At 58.3% G+C, this 18,268-nt stretch carries 17 protein-coding genes; 9 read left to right on the top strand and 8 right to left on the bottom strand.

Features of this window, described 5'->3' with window-relative positions; translation table 11 throughout:
* The 5 genes from HF327_RS08995 to HF327_RS08975 all read left to right on the top strand — a co-directional run bounded on the left by HF327_RS08995 (position 1) and on the right by HF327_RS08975 (position 5,042).
* Positions 1–540 (top strand): F0F1 ATP synthase subunit delta, encoded by a 540-nt coding sequence (locus tag HF327_RS08995; protein WP_169107911.1) that lies wholly within the window; start codon positions 1–3, stop codon positions 538–540.
* A 45-nt stretch (positions 541–585) separates the two neighbouring features.
* Entirely contained in the window at positions 586–2,145 is a 1,560-nt protein-coding gene (gene atpA, locus HF327_RS08990) for a F0F1 ATP synthase subunit alpha (RefSeq protein ID WP_169107910.1), read from the top strand.
* 18 nt (positions 2,146–2,163) lie between these two features.
* Positions 2,164–3,030, top strand: a complete 867-nt coding sequence (gene atpG / locus HF327_RS08985) for a F0F1 ATP synthase subunit gamma (RefSeq protein ID WP_169107909.1) — start codon at positions 2,164–2,166, stop codon at positions 3,028–3,030.
* A gap of 34 nt (positions 3,031–3,064) precedes the next feature.
* Positions 3,065–4,474, top strand: coding sequence for a F0F1 ATP synthase subunit beta (atpD, locus tag HF327_RS08980; RefSeq protein WP_099739904.1), 1,410 nt, complete (start codon positions 3,065–3,067; stop codon positions 4,472–4,474).
* A 151-nt stretch (positions 4,475–4,625) separates the two neighbouring features.
* Entirely contained in the window at positions 4,626–5,042 is a 417-nt protein-coding gene (locus tag HF327_RS08975; RefSeq protein WP_169107908.1) for a F0F1 ATP synthase subunit epsilon, read from the top strand.
* A gap of 157 nt (positions 5,043–5,199) precedes the next feature.
* On the opposite strand, the gene HF327_RS08970 is transcribed toward HF327_RS08975, so the two are convergent.
* A complete protein-coding gene (locus HF327_RS08970) occupies positions 5,200–5,469 on the bottom strand; it encodes a hypothetical protein (RefSeq protein WP_169107907.1) in 270 nt (89 codons plus the stop codon).
* Positions 5,470–5,607: 138 nt separating this feature from the next.
* Between HF327_RS08970 and HF327_RS08965 the strand changes: the two genes are divergently transcribed.
* A complete protein-coding gene (locus tag HF327_RS08965; protein WP_236024107.1) occupies positions 5,608–6,279 on the top strand; it encodes a DUF1294 domain-containing protein in 672 nt (223 codons plus the stop codon).
* Between the two features lie 69 nt (positions 6,280–6,348).
* Here the strand turns inward: HF327_RS08965 and HF327_RS08960 are convergent, their stop codons facing one another.
* From HF327_RS08960 to HF327_RS08950, 3 genes are read right to left on the bottom strand one after another with little or no spacing between them, the layout of a single operon-like run.
* Positions 6,349–6,891 (bottom strand): TPM domain-containing protein, encoded by a 543-nt coding sequence (locus tag HF327_RS08960; protein WP_169107906.1) that lies wholly within the window; start codon positions 6,889–6,891, stop codon positions 6,349–6,351.
* A gap of 1 nt (position 6,892) precedes the next feature.
* Positions 6,893–7,825, bottom strand: a complete 933-nt coding sequence (locus tag HF327_RS08955; RefSeq protein ID WP_169107905.1) for a TPM domain-containing protein — start codon at positions 7,823–7,825, stop codon at positions 6,893–6,895.
* Positions 7,826–7,849: 24 nt separating this feature from the next.
* Positions 7,850–8,467, bottom strand: a complete 618-nt coding sequence (locus tag HF327_RS08950; RefSeq protein WP_169107904.1) for a LemA family protein — start codon at positions 8,465–8,467, stop codon at positions 7,850–7,852.
* 235 nt (positions 8,468–8,702) lie between these two features.
* On the opposite strand from HF327_RS08950, the gene HF327_RS08945 reads away from it, so the two are divergent.
* Both HF327_RS08945 and HF327_RS08940 read left to right on the top strand, forming a co-directional pair.
* Complete coding sequence (locus tag HF327_RS08945) at positions 8,703–9,713, top strand: YheT family hydrolase (RefSeq protein WP_169107903.1); 1,011 nt, start codon at positions 8,703–8,705, stop codon at positions 9,711–9,713.
* A 3-nt stretch (positions 9,714–9,716) separates the two neighbouring features.
* Positions 9,717–10,274, top strand: coding sequence for a DUF2946 family protein (locus HF327_RS08940; protein WP_169107902.1), 558 nt, complete (start codon positions 9,717–9,719; stop codon positions 10,272–10,274).
* Between the two features lie 108 nt (positions 10,275–10,382).
* Here the strand turns inward: HF327_RS08940 and HF327_RS08935 are convergent, their stop codons facing one another.
* From HF327_RS08935 to HF327_RS08920, 4 genes are all read right to left on the bottom strand, one after another.
* Entirely contained in the window at positions 10,383–11,225 is an 843-nt protein-coding gene (locus tag HF327_RS08935; protein ID WP_169107901.1) for a c-type cytochrome, read from the bottom strand.
* A 194-nt stretch (positions 11,226–11,419) separates the two neighbouring features.
* Positions 11,420–12,856, bottom strand: a complete 1,437-nt coding sequence (locus HF327_RS08930; protein ID WP_169107900.1) for an efflux transporter outer membrane subunit — start codon at positions 12,854–12,856, stop codon at positions 11,420–11,422.
* Positions 12,849–16,028, bottom strand: coding sequence for an efflux RND transporter permease subunit (locus HF327_RS08925; protein WP_169107899.1), 3,180 nt, complete (start codon positions 16,026–16,028; stop codon positions 12,849–12,851). The genes HF327_RS08930 and HF327_RS08925 overlap by 8 nt, the downstream gene beginning before the upstream one ends.
* Before the next feature lie 14 nt (positions 16,029–16,042).
* Positions 16,043–17,347, bottom strand: a complete 1,305-nt coding sequence (locus tag HF327_RS08920) for an efflux RND transporter periplasmic adaptor subunit (RefSeq protein ID WP_198460452.1) — start codon at positions 17,345–17,347, stop codon at positions 16,043–16,045.
* Between the two features lie 227 nt (positions 17,348–17,574).
* On the opposite strand from HF327_RS08920, the gene HF327_RS08915 reads away from it, so the two are divergent.
* A complete protein-coding gene (locus tag HF327_RS08915; RefSeq protein WP_169107897.1) occupies positions 17,575–18,195 on the top strand; it encodes a TetR family transcriptional regulator in 621 nt (206 codons plus the stop codon).
* Positions 18,196–18,268 lie beyond the last annotated feature (73 nt).

Raw genomic sequence — 18,268 nt, 5'->3', positions numbered from 1 at the left:
ATGGCAGAACTCGCCACCATTGCCCGCCCTTACGCTGAAGCATTGTTCAAAGCCTGCACCGATCAAGGTGCGGATTTGAACAGCACTGTCGCTTGGGTGGAGGAATTGGCGGCGATTGCCGCCAATCCGCAATTGCGCCAATTGGCCGGTAACCCGAATGTGAGCGGCACGCAAGTGTTTGATCTCATTACGGGTGTGGCCAAGTCTGCATTGCCTGAGACTGCACGCAATTTTCTGCGTGTGGCCCTCGAAAACGGCCGTCTGGACGTGCTGCCCGAAGTGGCAGTGCAGTTCCGCAGCCTCGTGAACAGCAAGAGCGGCTCTTCGGATGCCGTGGTGTACAGCGCTTTCCCCATTGAGGATGCAGCGCTGGCCGAGCTTGGCGCCACGCTGAATAAGCGCTTTGGCCGCAAGCTGAATCTCACCGTGAAGCTGGATGAATCGCTGATCGGTGGCGTTCGCGTCGTGGTGGGCGACGAGGTGCTGGACACCTCCGTCAAGGCCCGTCTGGAACAAATGAAAGCGGCCCTCACCGCGTAATGCGCTTGAGGTCTCGGCTAACACACAAGAAAGAAGGAAAGAGTCATGCAACTCAATCCCGCAGAAATTTCTGAACTGATCAAGAGCCGCATCGAAGGTCTGGCTGCTAGCACTGATGTCCGTAACCAAGGCACCGTGGTGTCGGTGACTGACGGCATCGTGCGTGTGCACGGCCTGTCGGACGTGATGGCTGGCGAAATGCTGGAATTCCCAGCAGCCGCTGATGGTCAGCCCACTTTTGGTCTGGCTCTGAATCTGGAGCGCGACTCCGTCGGCGCCGTGATTCTGGGTGCTTACGAGCACATCGCAGAAGGCAACACCGTCAAGTGCACCGGCCGTATTCTGGAAGTTCCAGTCGGTCCTGAACTGATCGGTCGCGTGGTGAATGCTCTGGGTCAGCCTATCGATGGCAAGGGCCCCATCAACGCCAAGATGACGGACGTGATCGAAAAGGTTGCTCCTGGTGTGATCGCACGTCAATCCGTGGATCAGCCTCTGCAAACTGGTATCAAGTCCATCGACTCCATGGTTCCCGTGGGCCGTGGTCAGCGCGAGCTGATCATTGGTGACCGCCAGACTGGTAAGACGGCCGTTGCTATCGACGCCATCATCAACCAAAAGGGTCAAGGCGTTACCTGCGTGTACGTGGCTATTGGTCAGAAGGCTTCTTCGATCAAGAACGTCGTGCGCTCGCTGGAACAAGCTGGCGCGATGGATTACACCATCGTCGTGGCTGCTACCGCTTCTGAATCTGCTGCGATGCAGTATGTGTCGGCCTACTCTGGCTGCACGATGGGCGAATACTTCCGTGACCGCGGTGAAGATGCACTGATCGTTTATGACGATCTGTCCAAGCAAGCTGTGGCTTACCGTCAAGTTTCGCTGCTGCTGCGCCGCCCACCAGGCCGCGAAGCTTTCCCCGGCGACGTGTTCTATCTCCACAGCCGTCTGCTGGAGCGTGCCGCTCGCGTGAACGCCGACTACGTCGAAGCCTTCACCAAGGGTGAAGTCAAGGGCAAGACCGGTTCCCTGACAGCTCTGCCTATCATCGAAACACAAGCTGGCGACGTGTCCGCTTTCGTTCCTACGAACGTGATTTCGATTACTGACGGCCAGATCTTCCTGGAAACCAGCCTGTTCAACGCCGGTATCCGTCCTGCGATCAACGCCGGTATCTCCGTGTCCCGCGTGGGTGGTTCCGCTCAGACCAAGGTTGTGAAGGGCCTGTCCGGCGGTATTCGTACCGACCTGGCACAGTACCGTGAACTGGCTGCTTTCGCGCAGTTCGCTTCCGATCTGGACGCAGCGACCCGCCAGCAACTGGACCGTGGCGCCCGTGTGACTGAACTGCTCAAGCAAGCTCAGTACTCGCCCCTGTCGACCGCTCTGATGGCCGCTTCGCTGTTCGCAGTGAACAAGGGCTTCATGGACGACATCGAAGTCAAGCAAGTTCTGCCTTTCGAAGCTGGTCTGCATCAGCTGCTGAAGACGAGCTACAGCGCCTTGCTCGACCGTCTGAACGAAAAGCGTGCTTTCGACAAGGAAGGCAAGGACGAAGCTGAACTGACTGCAGCCATTACTGCATTCAAGAAGTCCTTCGCTTAATACTGGCGAGGAGTCATCATGGCAGCAGGTAAGGAAATACGCGGCAAGATCAAATCGGTGGAAAACACCAAGAAGATCACCAAAGCCATGGAAATGGTTGCTGCATCCAAAATGCGCAAGGCGCAGGAACGGATGCTGGCAGCCCGTCCATACAGCGAAAAAATCCGCAACATTGCAGCCCATCTTGGCGAAGCCAACCCTGAATATGTGCATCCGTTCATGCAAGTGAACGATGCCAAAAAGGTCGGCGTCATCGTAGTGACGACCGACAAGGGTTTGTGCGGCGGTATGAACACGAACGTGTTGCGTATCGTCACCAACAAGTTGCGCGAAATGCAGGATGCGGGCATTGCGACAGAGGCAGTGGCCATTGGCGGCAAGGGAATGGGTTTCCTGAACCGAGTCGGTGCCAAGGTGGTCTCCCACGCTACAGGCCTGGGCGACACGCCTCATCTCGACAAGCTCATCGGGCCTGTCAAGGTGTTGCTGGACCAATATGCTGAAGGCAAGTTGAGCGCGGTGTACCTCTCGTACACCAAGTTCATCAACACCATGAAGCAGGAGTCGGTGGTGGAGCAGCTGCTCCCCCTGTCGTCCGACAAGATGCAAGCCGAGAAGACCGGTACTGCTTGGGAATACATCTACGAGCCTGACGCTCAAACCGTCATCGACGAACTGCTGGTTCGTTACGTAGAGTCCCTCGTGTACCAGGCCGTTGCGGAAAACATGGCGTCCGAGCAATCGGCGCGCATGGTGGCCATGAAGGCCGCGACCGACAACGCAGGTAGTGTCATTGGCGAGTTGAAGCTGATCTACAACAAGACGCGTCAGGCAGCGATTACGACCGAGTTGTCGGAAATCGTGGCAGGCGCAGCCGCTGTGTAAACGGCTTTAACGAACAAACAGATTGGAGCAAAAAATGGCTCAAGTACAAGGCAAGATTGTTCAATGTATCGGCGCCGTGGTGGACGTGGAATTTGCCCACGGCCAGGTGCCCAAGGTGTATGACGCCTTGAAGCTGGAAGGTACAGCCCTGACCCTGGAAGTTCAGCAGCAGCTGGGCGACGGCGTGGTGCGTACCATTGCCCTGGGTTCTTCCGACGGTATCAAGCGTGGCCTGATGGTCACCAACACCGGCAACCCCATCACCGTGCCCGTGGGCAAGGCGACTCTGGGCCGCATCATGGACGTGCTGGGTAACCCCATCGACGAACGTGGCGATGTGGACCAGACCCTGACGGCCCCTATCCACCGCAAGGCTCCTGCGTACGACGAACTGTCGCCTTCGCAAGAACTGCTGGAAACCGGCATCAAGGTGATCGACTTGATCTCTCCTTTCGCCAAGGGCGGCAAGGTGGGTCTGTTCGGTGGCGCCGGTGTGGGCAAGACCGTGAACATGATGGAACTCATCAACAACATCGCCAAGGGCCACGGTGGTCTGTCGGTGTTTGCTGGTGTGGGCGAACGTACCCGTGAAGGTAATGACTTCTATCACGAAATGTCGGACGCCGGCGTCGTGAACCAAGCCAACCTGAACGAATCCAAAGTGGCCATGGTTTACGGCCAGATGAACGAGCCACCAGGCAACCGTCTGCGCGTTGCGCTGACCGGTCTGACCATGGCCGAAGCCTTCCGTGACGAAGGCAAGGACGTGCTGTTCTTCGTGGACAACATCTACCGCTACACCTTGGCCGGTACCGAAGTGTCCGCTCTGCTGGGCCGTATGCCTTCCGCCGTGGGCTACCAGCCTACTCTGGCTGAAGAAATGGGTAAGCTGCAAGAGCGTATTACCTCTACCAAGGTGGGCTCGATCACTTCCATCCAGGCCGTTTATGTGCCTGCCGATGACTTGACCGATCCTTCGCCTGCAACGACTTTTGCTCACTTGGACTCCACCGTGGTGCTGTCCCGTGACATCGCTTCGCTGGGTATCTACCCTGCGGTGGATCCTCTGGATTCCACAAGCCGTCAGCTGGACCCTCAAGTGGTTGGCGAAGAGCACTATAAGGTGGCTCGCCAAGTGCAAGGTACGCTGCAGCGCTACAAGGAACTGCGCGACATTATTGCGATTCTGGGTATGGACGAGCTGGCTCCTGAAGACAAGCTGGTCGTGTCCCGCGCTCGTAAGATTCAGCGTTTCCTGTCGCAGCCTTTCCACGTGGCTGAAGTGTTTACTGGCGCCCCCGGTAAGTACGTGTCGCTGGCTGAAACCATCCGTGGTTTCAAGATGATCGTGGCTGGCGAAGCCGACCACCTGCCCGAACAGGCTTTCTACATGGTTGGTACCATCGATGAAGCCTTCGAGAAGGCCAAGAAGCTGGCAGCCTAATTGACTTTCACCCCCTGAGCGGCTTTGCCGCTTCCCCCTCTCTTTAAGGAGGGGGACAACGCCCTCGCTGCGGGGCGGCCCTTGCTTGGCGTTTCTGGCTTGGGGGCGTGGAGGTTTTAGGACCAGTTTTTAACCTTTTCTAGGAGCAAAGATGAACACCATCCACGTTGATGTGGTCAGTGCCGAAGAGTCCATCTTCTCCGGTGAAGCGCGTTTTGTCGCTTTGCCCGGTGAAGCGGGCGAGCTGGGCATTTTCCCCCGCCACACACCGCTGATCACCCGCATCAAGCCGGGTTCGGTGCGCATCGAAATGCCTGATGGCAGCGAAGAATTTGTCTTCGTGGCCGGTGGCATTTTGGAAGTGCAACCCAACTGCGTGACCGTGCTGTCCGACACCGCTATCCGCGGCAAGGATCTGGACGAGGAAAAGGCCAACGCGGCCAAGGCCTCGGCAGAAGAAGCTCTGAAGAACGCCAAGAGCGAACTGGACCTGGCCAAGGCTCAGTCCGAGCTGGCCGTGCTGGCCGCCCAAGTGGCTGCTCTGCGCAAGTTCCGCCAGAAGCGTTGATGAACATGCCTTCGGGCATGGAACTTCGGCACAAAAAAGCCACCGCATGCGGTGGCTTTTTTTATGTCTGTTTGCTCTTGATATGGAAGCGCGTAGCGCTGGATATATAAGGGCTAGAGCTCAAAAATAACCAAAATTCCGGCGGCAGGTGTGTGAATTAGCCGTTGCAAGCCGCCTGATAGGCGTAGACCACGGAGTTGTCCAAGGGATCCACATGGCGTGACTTGCGTACTACGGCTTTGCTGGGGTCATCGCACAGGGCGCGTATCTGGGCTTCGCACTTCTTCGGGTCATCTTCCTTGAGCTTGCAGCTCAAAGCGTAGTCGTATGCCGTTGGTGTCTCCGCGCCCTTGGGGCTGATGGAGGAGCAGGCGCTAAGCGCCAAGGCGGCGCTGACGATGGCCAGAGAGAACAAGGATTTCTTCATGCGATGTGCTTTCTTAAAAGAGACGACTGCCCTGAAACTAACACAGGCGCAGGGTTTGTTGACTTGATTCTGTGAAGAACAGGCCAGCCTTCTGACGATGGCGCGGAATTCAGTACGGCAAAACAACAAGGGAAAGACATGAGAGACATGCGCTATGGCGGCACTTTGAGTCAATGGAACGATGACCGGGGCTTTGGCTGGATCGAGGCCGATGACGGCGGGCGGCTCTTTGTGCATATCAGTGCCTTTGAGCCGCGTCCTTCTGCCGATCAGCGGCCCAGGCCCGGCCTGCGGCTGGAGTTTGCTGTGGGCATGGAGCAAGGCAAAAAACGTGCGCTCAGGGTGGCGTGGCGCGCTGCCACTTCGGTGGCCGCTGCCCCAAAAGCCGCGCCACGTAGCCGTCGCCCCGCATCTCGTTCAGAAGCCAGAGCGCCCCAGGGCTGGCACGCCTCCAGCCGTTTCAGCTACGGCGTGCTGCTTCTGTGGTTGGTCTTGATGCTGACCGCGGCCAGCATCTGGAGCGTGCCGCGCTTCATCTGGCTGGTGTATGCGGGCTTGAGCGTGCTGACCTTCATGGCTTACTGGCAAGACAAATGGTCTGCCCAGAAAGGCCAGTGGCGCACGCCAGAGAAAATGCTGCAGACCATGGCGTTGGTGGGTGGCTGGCCTGGCGCTTTGCTGGCCCAGCAGTGGCTGCGTCATAAAAGCAGCAAAACCCGTTTCCAGCAGGAGTTCTGGCTCATGGTGCTGATCAATGTGGCTGCCGTGCTGTGGTTGTGTTCGCCTTATGGGCGTAATGTGCTGGGTTAAACAGCTTTTTAGCTTCTAGCGCTTGATAAATAAGCGCTGACAGCTATGAAGTTTGAATCTTGACAGGCCTCAGCGATCTCGGTGTGGCAGGTGGCGCTCGACCACCGGCGCATCGGGCAGATTGCGTGAGTCAGCGATATGGCTGGATTTGCGTGGAAAGTGCGTCTGTAGCTGGCGGCTGACCCGCTCCAGCGCCGTGACCAGCCCCACATGGAAATGCCCGCCCTTGAAGGCCGATTGCATATCGCTGATCAGGGTCTGCCACTGCTCGGCACTCATGGTGCGATCCAGCGCACGGTCGGCGACGATTTCGATGGCGTGATCGGCCAGCAGCAAATAGATGAGGGCACCGTTGTTGTGTTCGGTATCCCAGACACGGAGCTTGGCAAACTGCGACAGCGCCCGTTGGCGAGGCGTGGCATCGCGCCAGATATAGCTCCAGGGCAGGCCTGCTTCAACGCAAATGCGTACCTGGCCGCTGTGGCCCAGCTCGCTTTTGGCAATCAGCAGCTCCAGCTCGCGCAGGGTGGAGGCGGGCAGGGACTTGCGCAAATGTTGCTCGGCCCAGCGATGGCGCACCAGACGTGCAAGGCGATGGAAAATATTGCTCATCTCACCAATCTCCCGAAGCGCCGCCGCCCCCAAAGCTGCCACCACCACCAGAGCTGAAGCCGCCCCCGGAACTGAAACCACCGCCACTGCTCCCGCCACCTCCGCCGCCAGAGCTGATGTAAGGACCGCCGCCGCCTCGCGAGAGGTTGGACAACAGCGTAAACATCAGTCCGATGAAGGCGGCCACTCCCGCCACCAGCATACTGGTGGTGATGAAATAGGCCGCTGCACCGGTGATGCCACCCATAATCAGCGAGCCCAGTCCCCGGCCAAAGAGAGAACGGGCAATGGCAATGCCGATGGGGAAGCCGAATAACAGCAGCGGCAGCAGAAAGTCCAGGTTTTGCGACAAAGAGCTGCTCTGGCTTTGCTGCTGGGCCGGGGCTGGCAACTTCTCACCGCGAATCAGCAGGCTCATTTGATCGATGGCGGCAGAAAGCCCGCCCGCATAATCATCGGCGCGGAAGTGCGGCTTCATGGCGCCATCAATGATGCGGCCCGCCTGAATATCGGGAATCGCCCCTTCCAGCTTGCGCGCTACCTCGATGCGCATGCGCCTGTCGTCTTTTGCCACGACGATGAGGCTGCCGTCGCCAATGTCTTTGCGCCCCAGCTTCCAGCTGCTGGCGACACGCCAGGTGTAGGAAGCAATATCTTCAGGCGCGGTGGTTGCCACCATCAGCACTGCTACCTGTGCACCCGTTTCGTCTTCCAGTGTTTTGAGCTTTTCGCTCAGCGCTTGCACATCGCTGCTGCTGAGGGTGTGGGTCTGGTCGATGACCCGGCCTGAGAGTTCCGGCACGGGTTTGAGTTGTGATCCTACTCCGCCGTTCGTTGTTTGGGCCAGTGCGGGTAGGGCTGCAAAAAGCGTAAGCCATGCCAAAACAAGAGCTGTAAGCGCTTGATGGATAAGGGTTAGAGCCTTGTTTTGCATGTAAACCTTGTGAGCGCGTATGGCTTACTTGGCGGTGGCTGGAGCCGCAGGCTGAGAGAAGTCCACAGCCGGTGGCTGAGAAATCTGAGCCTCGTTCTGGACAGTAAAGGTGGGTTTGACGGCGTAGCCGAACACCTTGGCAGTGATGTTGGTTGGGAAGCTGCGCGCCAGTATGTTGTAGGCCTGCACGGTGCCTATGTATTCGTTGCGGGCCACGGTGATGCGGTTTTCCGTGCCTTCCAATGTCACGCGCAGATCGCGGAAAGCCTGATTGGCCTTGAGGTCTGGATACCTTTCTGCCACCACCATCAGGCGAGACAGTGCGCCTGAGAGTTCGCCCTGAGCCTGCTGGAACTTGTTGAAGGCTTCAGGGTTGTTGATGAGTTCGGGCGTGGCCTGAATGGAGGTGGCTTTGGCGCGCGCTTCGATGACCTTGGTCAGCGTGTCTTGCTCAAAGCTGGCTTCGCCCTTGACGGTGGCGACGATGTTGGGAATCAGGTCTGAGCGGCGCTGGTACTGGTTCAGAACCTCGCCCCATGCGGCCTTGGATTTTTCGTCCAGACGCTGAAAGTCGTTATAGCCGCAGCCCGTGAGGGAGAGCATGGAGGCAGCAGTCGCAATGATCAGGAGCCAGCGTTTCATGGAGTTTCCAGTCACGAAATAGATGCGGAAACCATAGCATAAGGGCTTGATATTGGCACGTGCGCCCAGAACCTGTGCTCCTGTCCGACGCCGCGTGGCGCTAGCATTGCAAGCATGTTCACTTTTTCCCCATCAGGTGCCCGCCGGGTATTCAGGTCGTGCCGTCAGAGCTTATCTGGCGTGCGGCGCCAAAGAATGGCTTGCAGCCAGAGCTGCGGGACTGGCTGGGGCAGGCATGAGCTTTGAACAATTCCGTGCCCCTTGGTGGCAGCCCGGGGGCCATGTTCAGACCATCTGGGCATCGCTCTGCGCTCGCTATCAGGCCAAGGGCGCGCTGCCACAGCCGTGGCGGCGTGAGCGATGGGATACGCCGGACGGTGACTTTATTGATGTCGATTTCTCAAGCCATGCAGTGGCTGCGAATGCGCCCACGCTGGTACTGTTTCATGGGCTGGAAGGCTCATCGTCCAGTCACTATGCCAAGGCAACAGCGCTGGCCTGTGCGCAGCGCTGTTGGCGACTGGCGGTGCCACATTTTCGCGGTTGTAGCGGCGAGCCCAACCGACTGCTGCGCGCCTACCACTCGGGGGATGTGGATGAGGTGGACTGGATTTTGAGGCGACTGCAGCAAGGCGCTAGCGGCGATTTGCTGGCCATGGGCATATCGCTGGGCGGCAATTCACTGGCGCGCTGGGCTGGGGTGCAGCAGCAGGCGGCGGCGCAGCTTATCCAAGGGGCTGCGGTGGTGTGCGCTCCCCTCGATTTAGTGGCGGGTGGCATCAGTCTGGGGCGGGGGTTGAACCGCTGGATTTACACGCCCATGTTCATGCGCACGCTGGTGCCCAAGGCGCTGGGTAAATGGCAGCAGTCGCCGGGGGCGTTTGACAAGGCCGCACTGCTGCGCGCGCGCACGCTGCATGCGTTTGATGATGTGTTTACCGCACCGGTGCACGGCTTCAAAAACGCGGATGATTACTGGACTCGTGCATCGGCCAAGCCCCTGCTCAAGCAGGTGGCTGTGCCGCTGCTGCTGCTCAATGCGCTGAATGACCCGTTTGTGCCCGCGCACAGTCTGCCCACGGTGAGTGACGTAAGTGCATCGGTGCAGCTGTGGCAGCCACCCCATGGCGGGCATGCAGGTTTTGCCAGCGGCGCATGGCCGGCCCATGTGCAGGCCATGTCGCAGGCGGTGACCCAGTGGCTGGCACAGTGGGTCACCGCGCCGCAACACAACAAGGAGAGATAGCCAATGGATGACATCGTGAAGCAGGCCATGGCCAAGTGGCCCAATGTGCCCGCCTGCAGTGGCTGGCTGGGCCTGGATGCACGCGGGCAATGGTGGCTGCGTGACGATCAGGCGCAGGCCTGTGGTGCTTTTAACAGCGGTCAACCCGGTGCCAAGGGCAATGCGCTGCGCCATGAAAAGCTGGCGGACTTTATTGCCCGCAACTATCTGGCCGAGGCTGATGGGCGCTGGTACTTTCAGAATGGTCCCCAGCGCGTGTATGTGGAGTTGGAATCTGCCCCGTGGATATGGCGTTTGCGCAGCACAGAGCAAGGTCTGCAGCTGCACAGCCACACCGGACAGGAGCTGTCAGTGGCGCAGGTGCAGCAGGTAGTGATGGATGAACTGGGGCGACTGTTCCTCGCCCTGCCGCAAGGTCTGGGCATGGTGCACAGCCTTGACATGCTGGATGCCGCCAATGCGCTGGAACGCGGTGATTTGCCCGAGGTGCAGGAGGCGAGCAGCGCCTTGTTGCCCGCACAGTTTGGCTTTGTGCTGAGTCCAGAGGCTATGCAAAATTGATAGCTGCTTGCGCTTATCTATCAAGCGCTAGAGACCAAAAACCATAAAACCGGCGCAAGACCGGTTTTATGGTTTGAAGCGTGAGCCGCTAAGCCACTGTGGCGCTGTTTACTTGGCTGCGTCCACCATGTACTGGATGGCGGCCTTGAAGTCTGCATCAGAAGCGGTAGAGCCGCCCTTGGGTGGCATGGCACCCACGCCTTGTGTGGCTTTTTTCACCATATCGTCCATACCCTTGGCGATGAAGGGCGCCCAAGCCGCCTTGTCACCAAACTTGGGTGCACCGGCCACGCCGCTGCTGTGACAGGCCATGCAGGTTGTGTCATAGATGCTCTTGCCTACATTCGATGCAGCAGCTGGCGCTGGTGCAGCCGTTGCGGGAGCGGCTTCAGCGGCAGGCGCTGCAGCGGGTTCGGCGGCTGCTGGATCACCACTGGCGGCATCCGCCGCACCGGCAGGGGGCTTGGGCTCAGGGAAGCTGCCACCAGCGGCATTGGTCATGTAGACCACGCCGCGGGCAATTTCGGTGTCATTGAATTCGCCACCGCCTTGGGCTGCCATGGCACCCTTGCCAGCCAGAGCTGAGTGGACCAGTGTGTCCAGACCTTGCTTCAGACGTGGGCCCCAGGCCGCAGTGTCCTGAAACTTGGGAGCACCGGCTGCGCCAGTGGCGTGGCAGGCCGCGCATTGCGATTTGTAGACTTCTTCACCACCGCGCAGGGGGCGGTTGGCATCACGGATCTCAATCGTGCCCACTTTTTGCAGGCGCACGGCCTTGGCCATTTCGGGATTGCCGGTGCCAGGGCCTGTTGTCTCTGAGGAGGTCACGAACTTGACCAGGCCGATGATTACAAAAATGGGCACCACAAACGAGAAGAGGACAGCCAGCAACAGCTGCTTGGGTTTTTTGATGGGGCCGGTATGGGCTTCTTCGTGGTGTTGCTCGCTCATGAAGTCCTCTGAGATCGTGGGATAGGGTTTAACAAACCATTATAGAAGTGAGGGTTAAGAATGCCACTGCACGACGATACGGGTTGACGATCGCTGCATAAAGGAGTTGAGTTGGATCAACCTAGGGCAATTTGTGGTGACCATGAAAAAAGGCGTCCGAAGACGCCTTTGTGGATGGCAGCAAAAACTGCGGCTTATGGGGTGCCCGTCGCTGGGGCAGCAGCGTTGCTGCTGGCCACAGGCTCAGTCCAGCCGCCACCCAGAACCTTGTAGAGGTTGACCTGGTTTTGCAGCTGCGCCAAGCGCACTTGCACCACGGATTGCTCGAGTGCAAACAGCGAGCGCTGTGCATCCAGCAAGTCCAGGTAGCTGGCCACGCCGTTGGTGTAGCGCAGGTCAGACAGCTTGTAGCGAACTTGCTCGGCTTCCAGCTGGCGCGACTGGGCATCGAGCTGATCTTTCAGGGAGCGGCGGTTCACCAGCGTGTCAGACACTTCGCGGAAGGCCGACTGGATGGAGCCCTCGTATTGCGCCACGGCAATTTTCTCGTTGGTCTCTGCCACTTTCAGGTTGGCGCGGTTGCGGCCAGCGTTGAAGATAGGCAGATACAGCGAAGGCGCAATGGTGAAGGCGGCAGAGTCAGAGCTGAGCAGGTCAGAGACTTTCGAGTTCACAAAACCCGCCGATGCGGTCAGCGAGATGTTCGGGAAGAACAGCGCGCGTGCCGCACCAATGCTGGCGTTGGCGGCAATCATGCTTTGCTCGGCCTGACGGATGTCAGGGCGGCGCAGCAGCAGCTCAGAGGGCAGGCCCGATGGCACATCGGCCAGTGCAGGCAGCTCGCGCAGCTGTTTGTCTTGCATGCTGATGAGTAGATCGGCAGGCAGGGACTGGCCTGCAAGCAGGGTCAGGGCGTTGACATCACGCTCGCGCTGACCAGCCTGCTGGGCCAGGGTGGCGCGTGCGCTTTCGGTCAGCGACTGAGCCTGGCGGTAGTCCAGCTCGGAAGTCACGCCTGCATCCAGGCGCAGCTTGGTCAGCTTGATGGACTGCTCGCGTGTGCTCAGAGTGCGGCGCGAAATGGCCAGCAGCTCTTCATCCGCCTGCAGGTTGAGCCAGGTGTTGGCGACATTGGCAATCAGGCTGATCTGCGCGGCCTTGCGGCCTTCTTCTGTCGCCAGATACTGGGCCAGAGCTTGCTGCTTAAGGCTGCTGATGCGGCCCCAGAAGTCAATCTCCCAGCTGGGCATGGACAAGCCCACCATGTACGAGTTGCCGTAGCTGCCCGTGATGGTGCTGGGCTGGCGGCTGGCGCTGCCGGCAACGCCGAATTCAGGGAACTGGGCTGCACGCTGAATCTGGTACTGGGCCTGAGCTTTCTCGATATTGAGCACAGCCACACGCAGGTCGCGGTTGTTGTCCAGCGCCAGTTGAATGACTTGCTGCAGACGAGGGTCCGTAAAGAACTGCTGCCAGGGAATATCCGCTGCGGCTGTAGCGCCCGCCTGCTCATTGGCGGCAGAGAAATGCTCTGCCACCGGGGCGGCAGGGCGATCCAGCGTGGGGATGAAGGAGCAGCCACTGGCCAGCAGCGCGCCGGCCAGTGCTACGGGTAGCAAGGTCTTATTCATGTTGCGAGCCTCCCTGTGCTGCAGAAGTTGCTGCCGGGGGATTGGCGTTGGAGTCTTGCTTGGATTTTTTGCCAAACAGATTGAACACGGTCACAAAGAACACAGGCACCAGGAAGACGGAGATTGGCGTGCCAATCACCATGCCCCAGAACACGCCGGTACCGATTTCCTTCTGGCTGGCTGCGCTGGCACCGGAGGCGATGTACAGAGGCACCACACCCAGAATAAAGGCCAGCGAGGTCATCAAAATAGGGCGGAAACGCAGGTGGCCCGCTTCCAGTGCGGCTTCCAGTGCGGTTTTGCCTTCGGCATGCAGGTCCTTGGCGAACTCCACAATCAGAATGGCGTTCTTGGCCGAGAGACCAATGACCGTAATCAGCGCGACCTGGAAGTAGATGTCGTTAGGCATGCCGCGCATCAGCACACCGGCCACGGCGCCGAACACGCCCAAGGGCACGACCAGCAACACGGACAGTGGAATGCTCCAGCTTTCATACAGGGCAGCCAGACACAGGAACACGGCCAGAATGGAGAACGCGTAGAGCAGCATGGCGGAGGAGCCAGCCTTCTTTTCGTCCAGCGACTGACCTGTCCACTCGTAGCTGAAGCCTTCAGGCAGACCCTTGGCCAGCTGTTCCATTTCCTTCATGGCGTCACCGCTGGTAAAGCCGGGCTTGGCCTGACCAGTAATGCTCATGGAGGGGTAGCCGTTGTAGCGAGTCAGCTGCATGGGGCCGCTGATCCACTTGGCGCTGACCATGGTGGACAGCTCGACCAGTTGGCCCTGTGCGTTGGGCACGGTCAAACGCATCACGTCTTCCGGCTGCATGCGGCGAGTTGCATCAGCCTGAATGGTCACGCGCTGCATGAACCCGTTGTTGGGGAAGTCCGTGGAGTTGGACGACCCCAGGGCTGTTGCCAGCGTAGAGGCCAGATCGCTCATGTTGACGCGCTGGGCATAGACGGCATCGCGGTTGATGTCGACCTTCCATTGCGGAGCGTCATCCACGCCATCAAAGCGTACGCCAGCCAGCACTTGGCTCTGGTTGGCCTTGGCAATCAGCTGGTTGCGGGCCTCCAGCAGTGCAGCATGGCCCTTGCCGCTGCGGTCTTGCAGGCGGAAGGTGAAACCGTCGCTATTGCCCAGCTCAGAGATGGATGGCGGTACCAGCGTGAAGATGAAACCATCGCGCAGCTTGGACATGGCACCCATGGTGCGATCAGCAAAGGACTTGGCATCCGAACCGGGGGCGGTTCGTTGAGTCCAGTCTTTGAGTGTGGTGAACGCCAGGCCCACGTTCTGACCCTGACCCATGAAGCTGAAGCCCAGAATGCTGATGATGTGATCGACTTCAGGCTGGCTCAGTACAAATTGCTCCAGTTCTGCAACCGTCTTGCTGGTGCGCTCCAGGGTGGCACCGGGAGGCAGCTGCGTCAACGAGATAACGTAGCCCTGATCTTCAGAGGGCAGGAAGGCGGTTGGCAGTCGCATGAACATGAAGATCACGCCCGCGATGACAACCAGATAGACGATGAAGGCTTGTACGGAGCGCTTGACCACACTGGAGAGTGCGGAGGAGTAGCGCTGCGTACCTGCTTCAAACTTGCGGTTGAACCAGTTGTAGAACGGGCCAAGCAGGCCGGTCTTCTTGTCGTGTGCATGGCCCTTGGGGATGGGCTTGAGCATGGTGGCACACAGCGCGGGCGTCAGCGTCAGCGCAAAGAAGCCGGAGAAGAAGATCGAGATTGCCATCACCAGCGAGAACTGGCGATAGATATTGCCAGTGGCACCGGAGAATGCAGCGAGTGGCAGGAACACAGTCACCAGAATCACGGTAATGCCAACCACGGCACCTTGAATCTGGCCCATGGCCTTGATGGTGGCGTCCTTGGGCGACAAGCCTTCCTCGGACATGATGCGTTCGACGTTTTCCACAACCACGATGGCATCGTCAACGACGATACCAATCACCAGCACCATGGCGAACATGGCCAGAATGTTGATGGTCAGACCGACCATCAACATCACGGCAAAGGTACCCAGCAGCGCAATAGGCACCACGATCGTGGGAATCAAGGTGTAGCGGATGTTCTGCAAGAAGATCAGCATCACGATGAACACCAGCACAATGGCTTCAATCAGCGTATGCACCACCTTTTCGATGGAAATCTTCACGAACTTGGAGGTGTCATACGGTGAAGACCACTTCACGCCGGTAGGCAAGAAGGGTTCCATCTCGGCCATCTTGGCCTTGACCAGCGTGGCCGTTGCCATGGCGTTGGCAGTCGAAGTCAGCTGTACAGCCATAGCCACGGCAGGCTTGCCATCCAGTCGGGACTCGAAGGCGTAGCTTTCGATACCCAGCTCGATGCGTGCCACATCCTTCAGGCGCACGGTTGAGCCGTCGGAGTTGGAGCGCAACACGACTTCGCCAAATTGCTCAGGTGTTGTCAGTTGGCCGGGTACAACAATGGTGGCCGTGGTGCTTGTGCCCGAAGTGCTGGGCAGGTCGCCCAGAGCGCCACCAGAAATTTGCTGGTTTTGCGCGGCGATGGCTGCATTGACGGATGTGATCGACAGCCCAAAGCCTTGCAGCTTGGCCGGATCGATCCAGACGCGCATGGCGCGGCCCGCAGCAAACAGCTGGGCCTTACCGACGCCATCCAGACGTTGGATTTCAGGCACGACATTTCGGTTGACATAGTCGGCGATGTCGTCACGAGAGGTTTCCCCGGATGCGGCTTGAAAAGCCAGAATCATCAGGAAATTGCTCATGGATTTGTCGACCCGCACGCCCAGGGCCTGAACCACCTGTGGCAGACGGGGCAGAACACGAGCGAGGCGGTTTTGCACATCCACCTGAGCCAGGTCAGGGTTGGTGCCGGGGGCAAATGTGACGGTCAAGGTACCTTGACCACCCGCAGGTGCCGAGGACTCCATATACATCAGACCTTGCGCGCCGTTGATTTCGCGCTCGATCAGTTGCAGTACGGAGTCCGTCATGGTCTGTGACGTAGCGCCTGGATAGGTCGCGGTCACGTTGATGGTAGGGGGAGCGACCGATGGGAACTGCGCTATCGGTAGCTTTGTGATGGAGATCACGCCCGCAATGATCACGAAAATCGCAATCACCCAGGCAAAGATCGGTCTGTGAATAAAAAACTTAGACATGGATCGTATGCCTGTTATTTAGCCGTTGGAGCGTCGCCAGCGCCTTCAGCTGCCGCAGCGGGTTTTTCTTGCGCGGGTGCTTCTGGTGCTTTTGGTGCTGGCTGTGGCTGAGCGGCCGGGGCGGCATTAAATTCCACAGGTTTGACCTTCTTGGCACCCATGCCAACCTTGATCAAGCCATCGACCATGACCTTTTCCCCGTTCTTCAGGCCGGATGTCACAACCCAGTTGTTACCGTTGGACTGGCTGATTTGCACGGGGCGAGGGGCCACAGAGCCATCTTCGGCAACGACCATGACAAAGTTGCCTTTTTCATTGCGAGTTACGGCCTGCTGAGGAATTAGTACCGCGTTTTCAATCTGAGCTTGTTCCAGGCGCACGCGTACATAGGTGCCGGGCAGTAGCATTCCATCGGGGTTAGGTAACTCTGCGCGTACGCTGACTTGGCCCGTTGTCGGGTCTACGGAGAGATCGGTAAACAGCAGCTTGCCGGTGTGGGCGTATTGCTTGCCATCGTCCAAATAGACGTGGACACGGGCTGCGTTGTCACCTACTTTTGCTAACTTGCCAGAAGCCAACGCTTCACGCATGCGCATGATTTCAGAAGATGACTGGGTCAGATTCACATACAGTGGGTTGACCTGCTGGATAGTTGCCAGTTGCGTGGCTTCGCCTTGGCCAACCAATGCGCCTTCAGTCACCAGCGCACGACCAATTCGACCGGAGATAGGGGCTGTTACGCTGGCATAGCCAAGGTTGACGTTTGCATTTGTAACGGCGGCCTTGCCTGCGACGACTTGAGCGAGCGCTGCCTTTTCGTTGGCGATGGCGGTGTCGTACTCTTGCTTGCTGATGGCATTGGCCTCAACCAGGGGCTTGTAGCGACGAGCCGTGGCAGAGGCCTGAGCCAGATTGGCTTCTGCTTGTGCCAGTGTTGCTTGGGCGCTTTGCAGGTTGGCTTTGTAGGGCGTGTTGTCGATCTGGAAAAGTGGCTGGCCGGCTTTTACGTCAGAGCCTTCCTGGAACAGACGCTTTTGCACGATCCCTGCTGCACGGGCGCGAACTTGTGCAATACGAGAGGCTTCGAGGCGGCCGGGGAGGTCAGAAATCAAAGGCACACTTTGCAGAGATACCGTAACCACGCCCACTTCGGGTGGCTGCGCCTGTGCTGCAGCTTGTGCCTTTTGAGGATCTTCTTTTTTGTCACCGCAGGCGGCAAGGCCCAAAGCTGCAATCAGGCTAAGGCTTATGGCCATGGAGCGTGTGCAGGAGGCGGCAAATTTGGGCTGATTGTCGAGAGCCTTGTGTTCTTCATACATCGGGTGCATGAACGTCCTTCCGGTTGACATTGTGAAAAAAGGAAAAGAGCGCAGTCCGGGTTGGAGCGCTCATTTAAGAGTAATCCCTAGGGAAAACTTTGTGCATCAGTGTTGAAGAAATTATACATACATGCATAAATGTATAATTGAAAAGCCTGCGTAAAGGCGGGCAAAACAAGCGGTTCTCGTCGTGCATTACTGCAGGCGAGTAATGAAAAGGGTGAGTAATGGCTCGAAGAACCAAGGCAGAGGCAGATGAGACGCGCACCAAGCTGCTGGATGCAGCAGAAGAGGTGTTTTTTGAAAAAGGTGTATCCCGAACCTCGCTTGGGGATATTGCGTTGCGTGCAGGTGCGACGCGAGGTGCTGTGTACTGGCATTTCAAGGACAAGATGGATGTCTTTGTTTCCATGCTGGGGCGCATATGTCTGCCTTTCGATGAAATCTGTGACGACCGCTATGCCGAGTTGCCACCGCTAGAGCGTATTCGTCACTCTATTCAGCACGTATTCGAGAGTCTGGATGAGGATGTGCGCAGGCGCAAGGTCTTTGAAACGGCGCTCTTCAAGATGGAATATGTTGGAGAGCTGGCCGATGTCCGCTTGCAACACGTTAAAAATTCATCCGAAGCTCGTGAGAAGTTTGCGCGAGATCTGGCAGCAGCCGCCCAGGCGCAGTCGGTGCAGCTGCAAGTGTTGCCAGAGGAGGCTGCGTTAGGCCTGCACTCCCTTTTTGTGGGTCTCATCCATGGCTGGACCCTGACCGAAGGCAGTTTCTCATTGCTCAAGGCGGGGTCGATGTCGGTGGATGTCTATTTGTCTGGATTAGGATTTCGACTGAGTTTGTGATTTGGGTGATCAAACCCGTGCATAATTGCGCCTGTTGAATTGTTGTTGGTTGTGCAAGCGATCTAACGGGTTC

The sequence above is a fragment of the Comamonas suwonensis genome (genome assembly GCF_012844455.2).
GTDB classification, from domain to species: Bacteria; Pseudomonadota; Gammaproteobacteria; order Burkholderiales; family Burkholderiaceae_C; genus Comamonas; species Comamonas suwonensis.
Note: the sequence above shows the minus strand (reverse complement) of the source record. Positions and strands in the feature narration are given on the sequence as shown.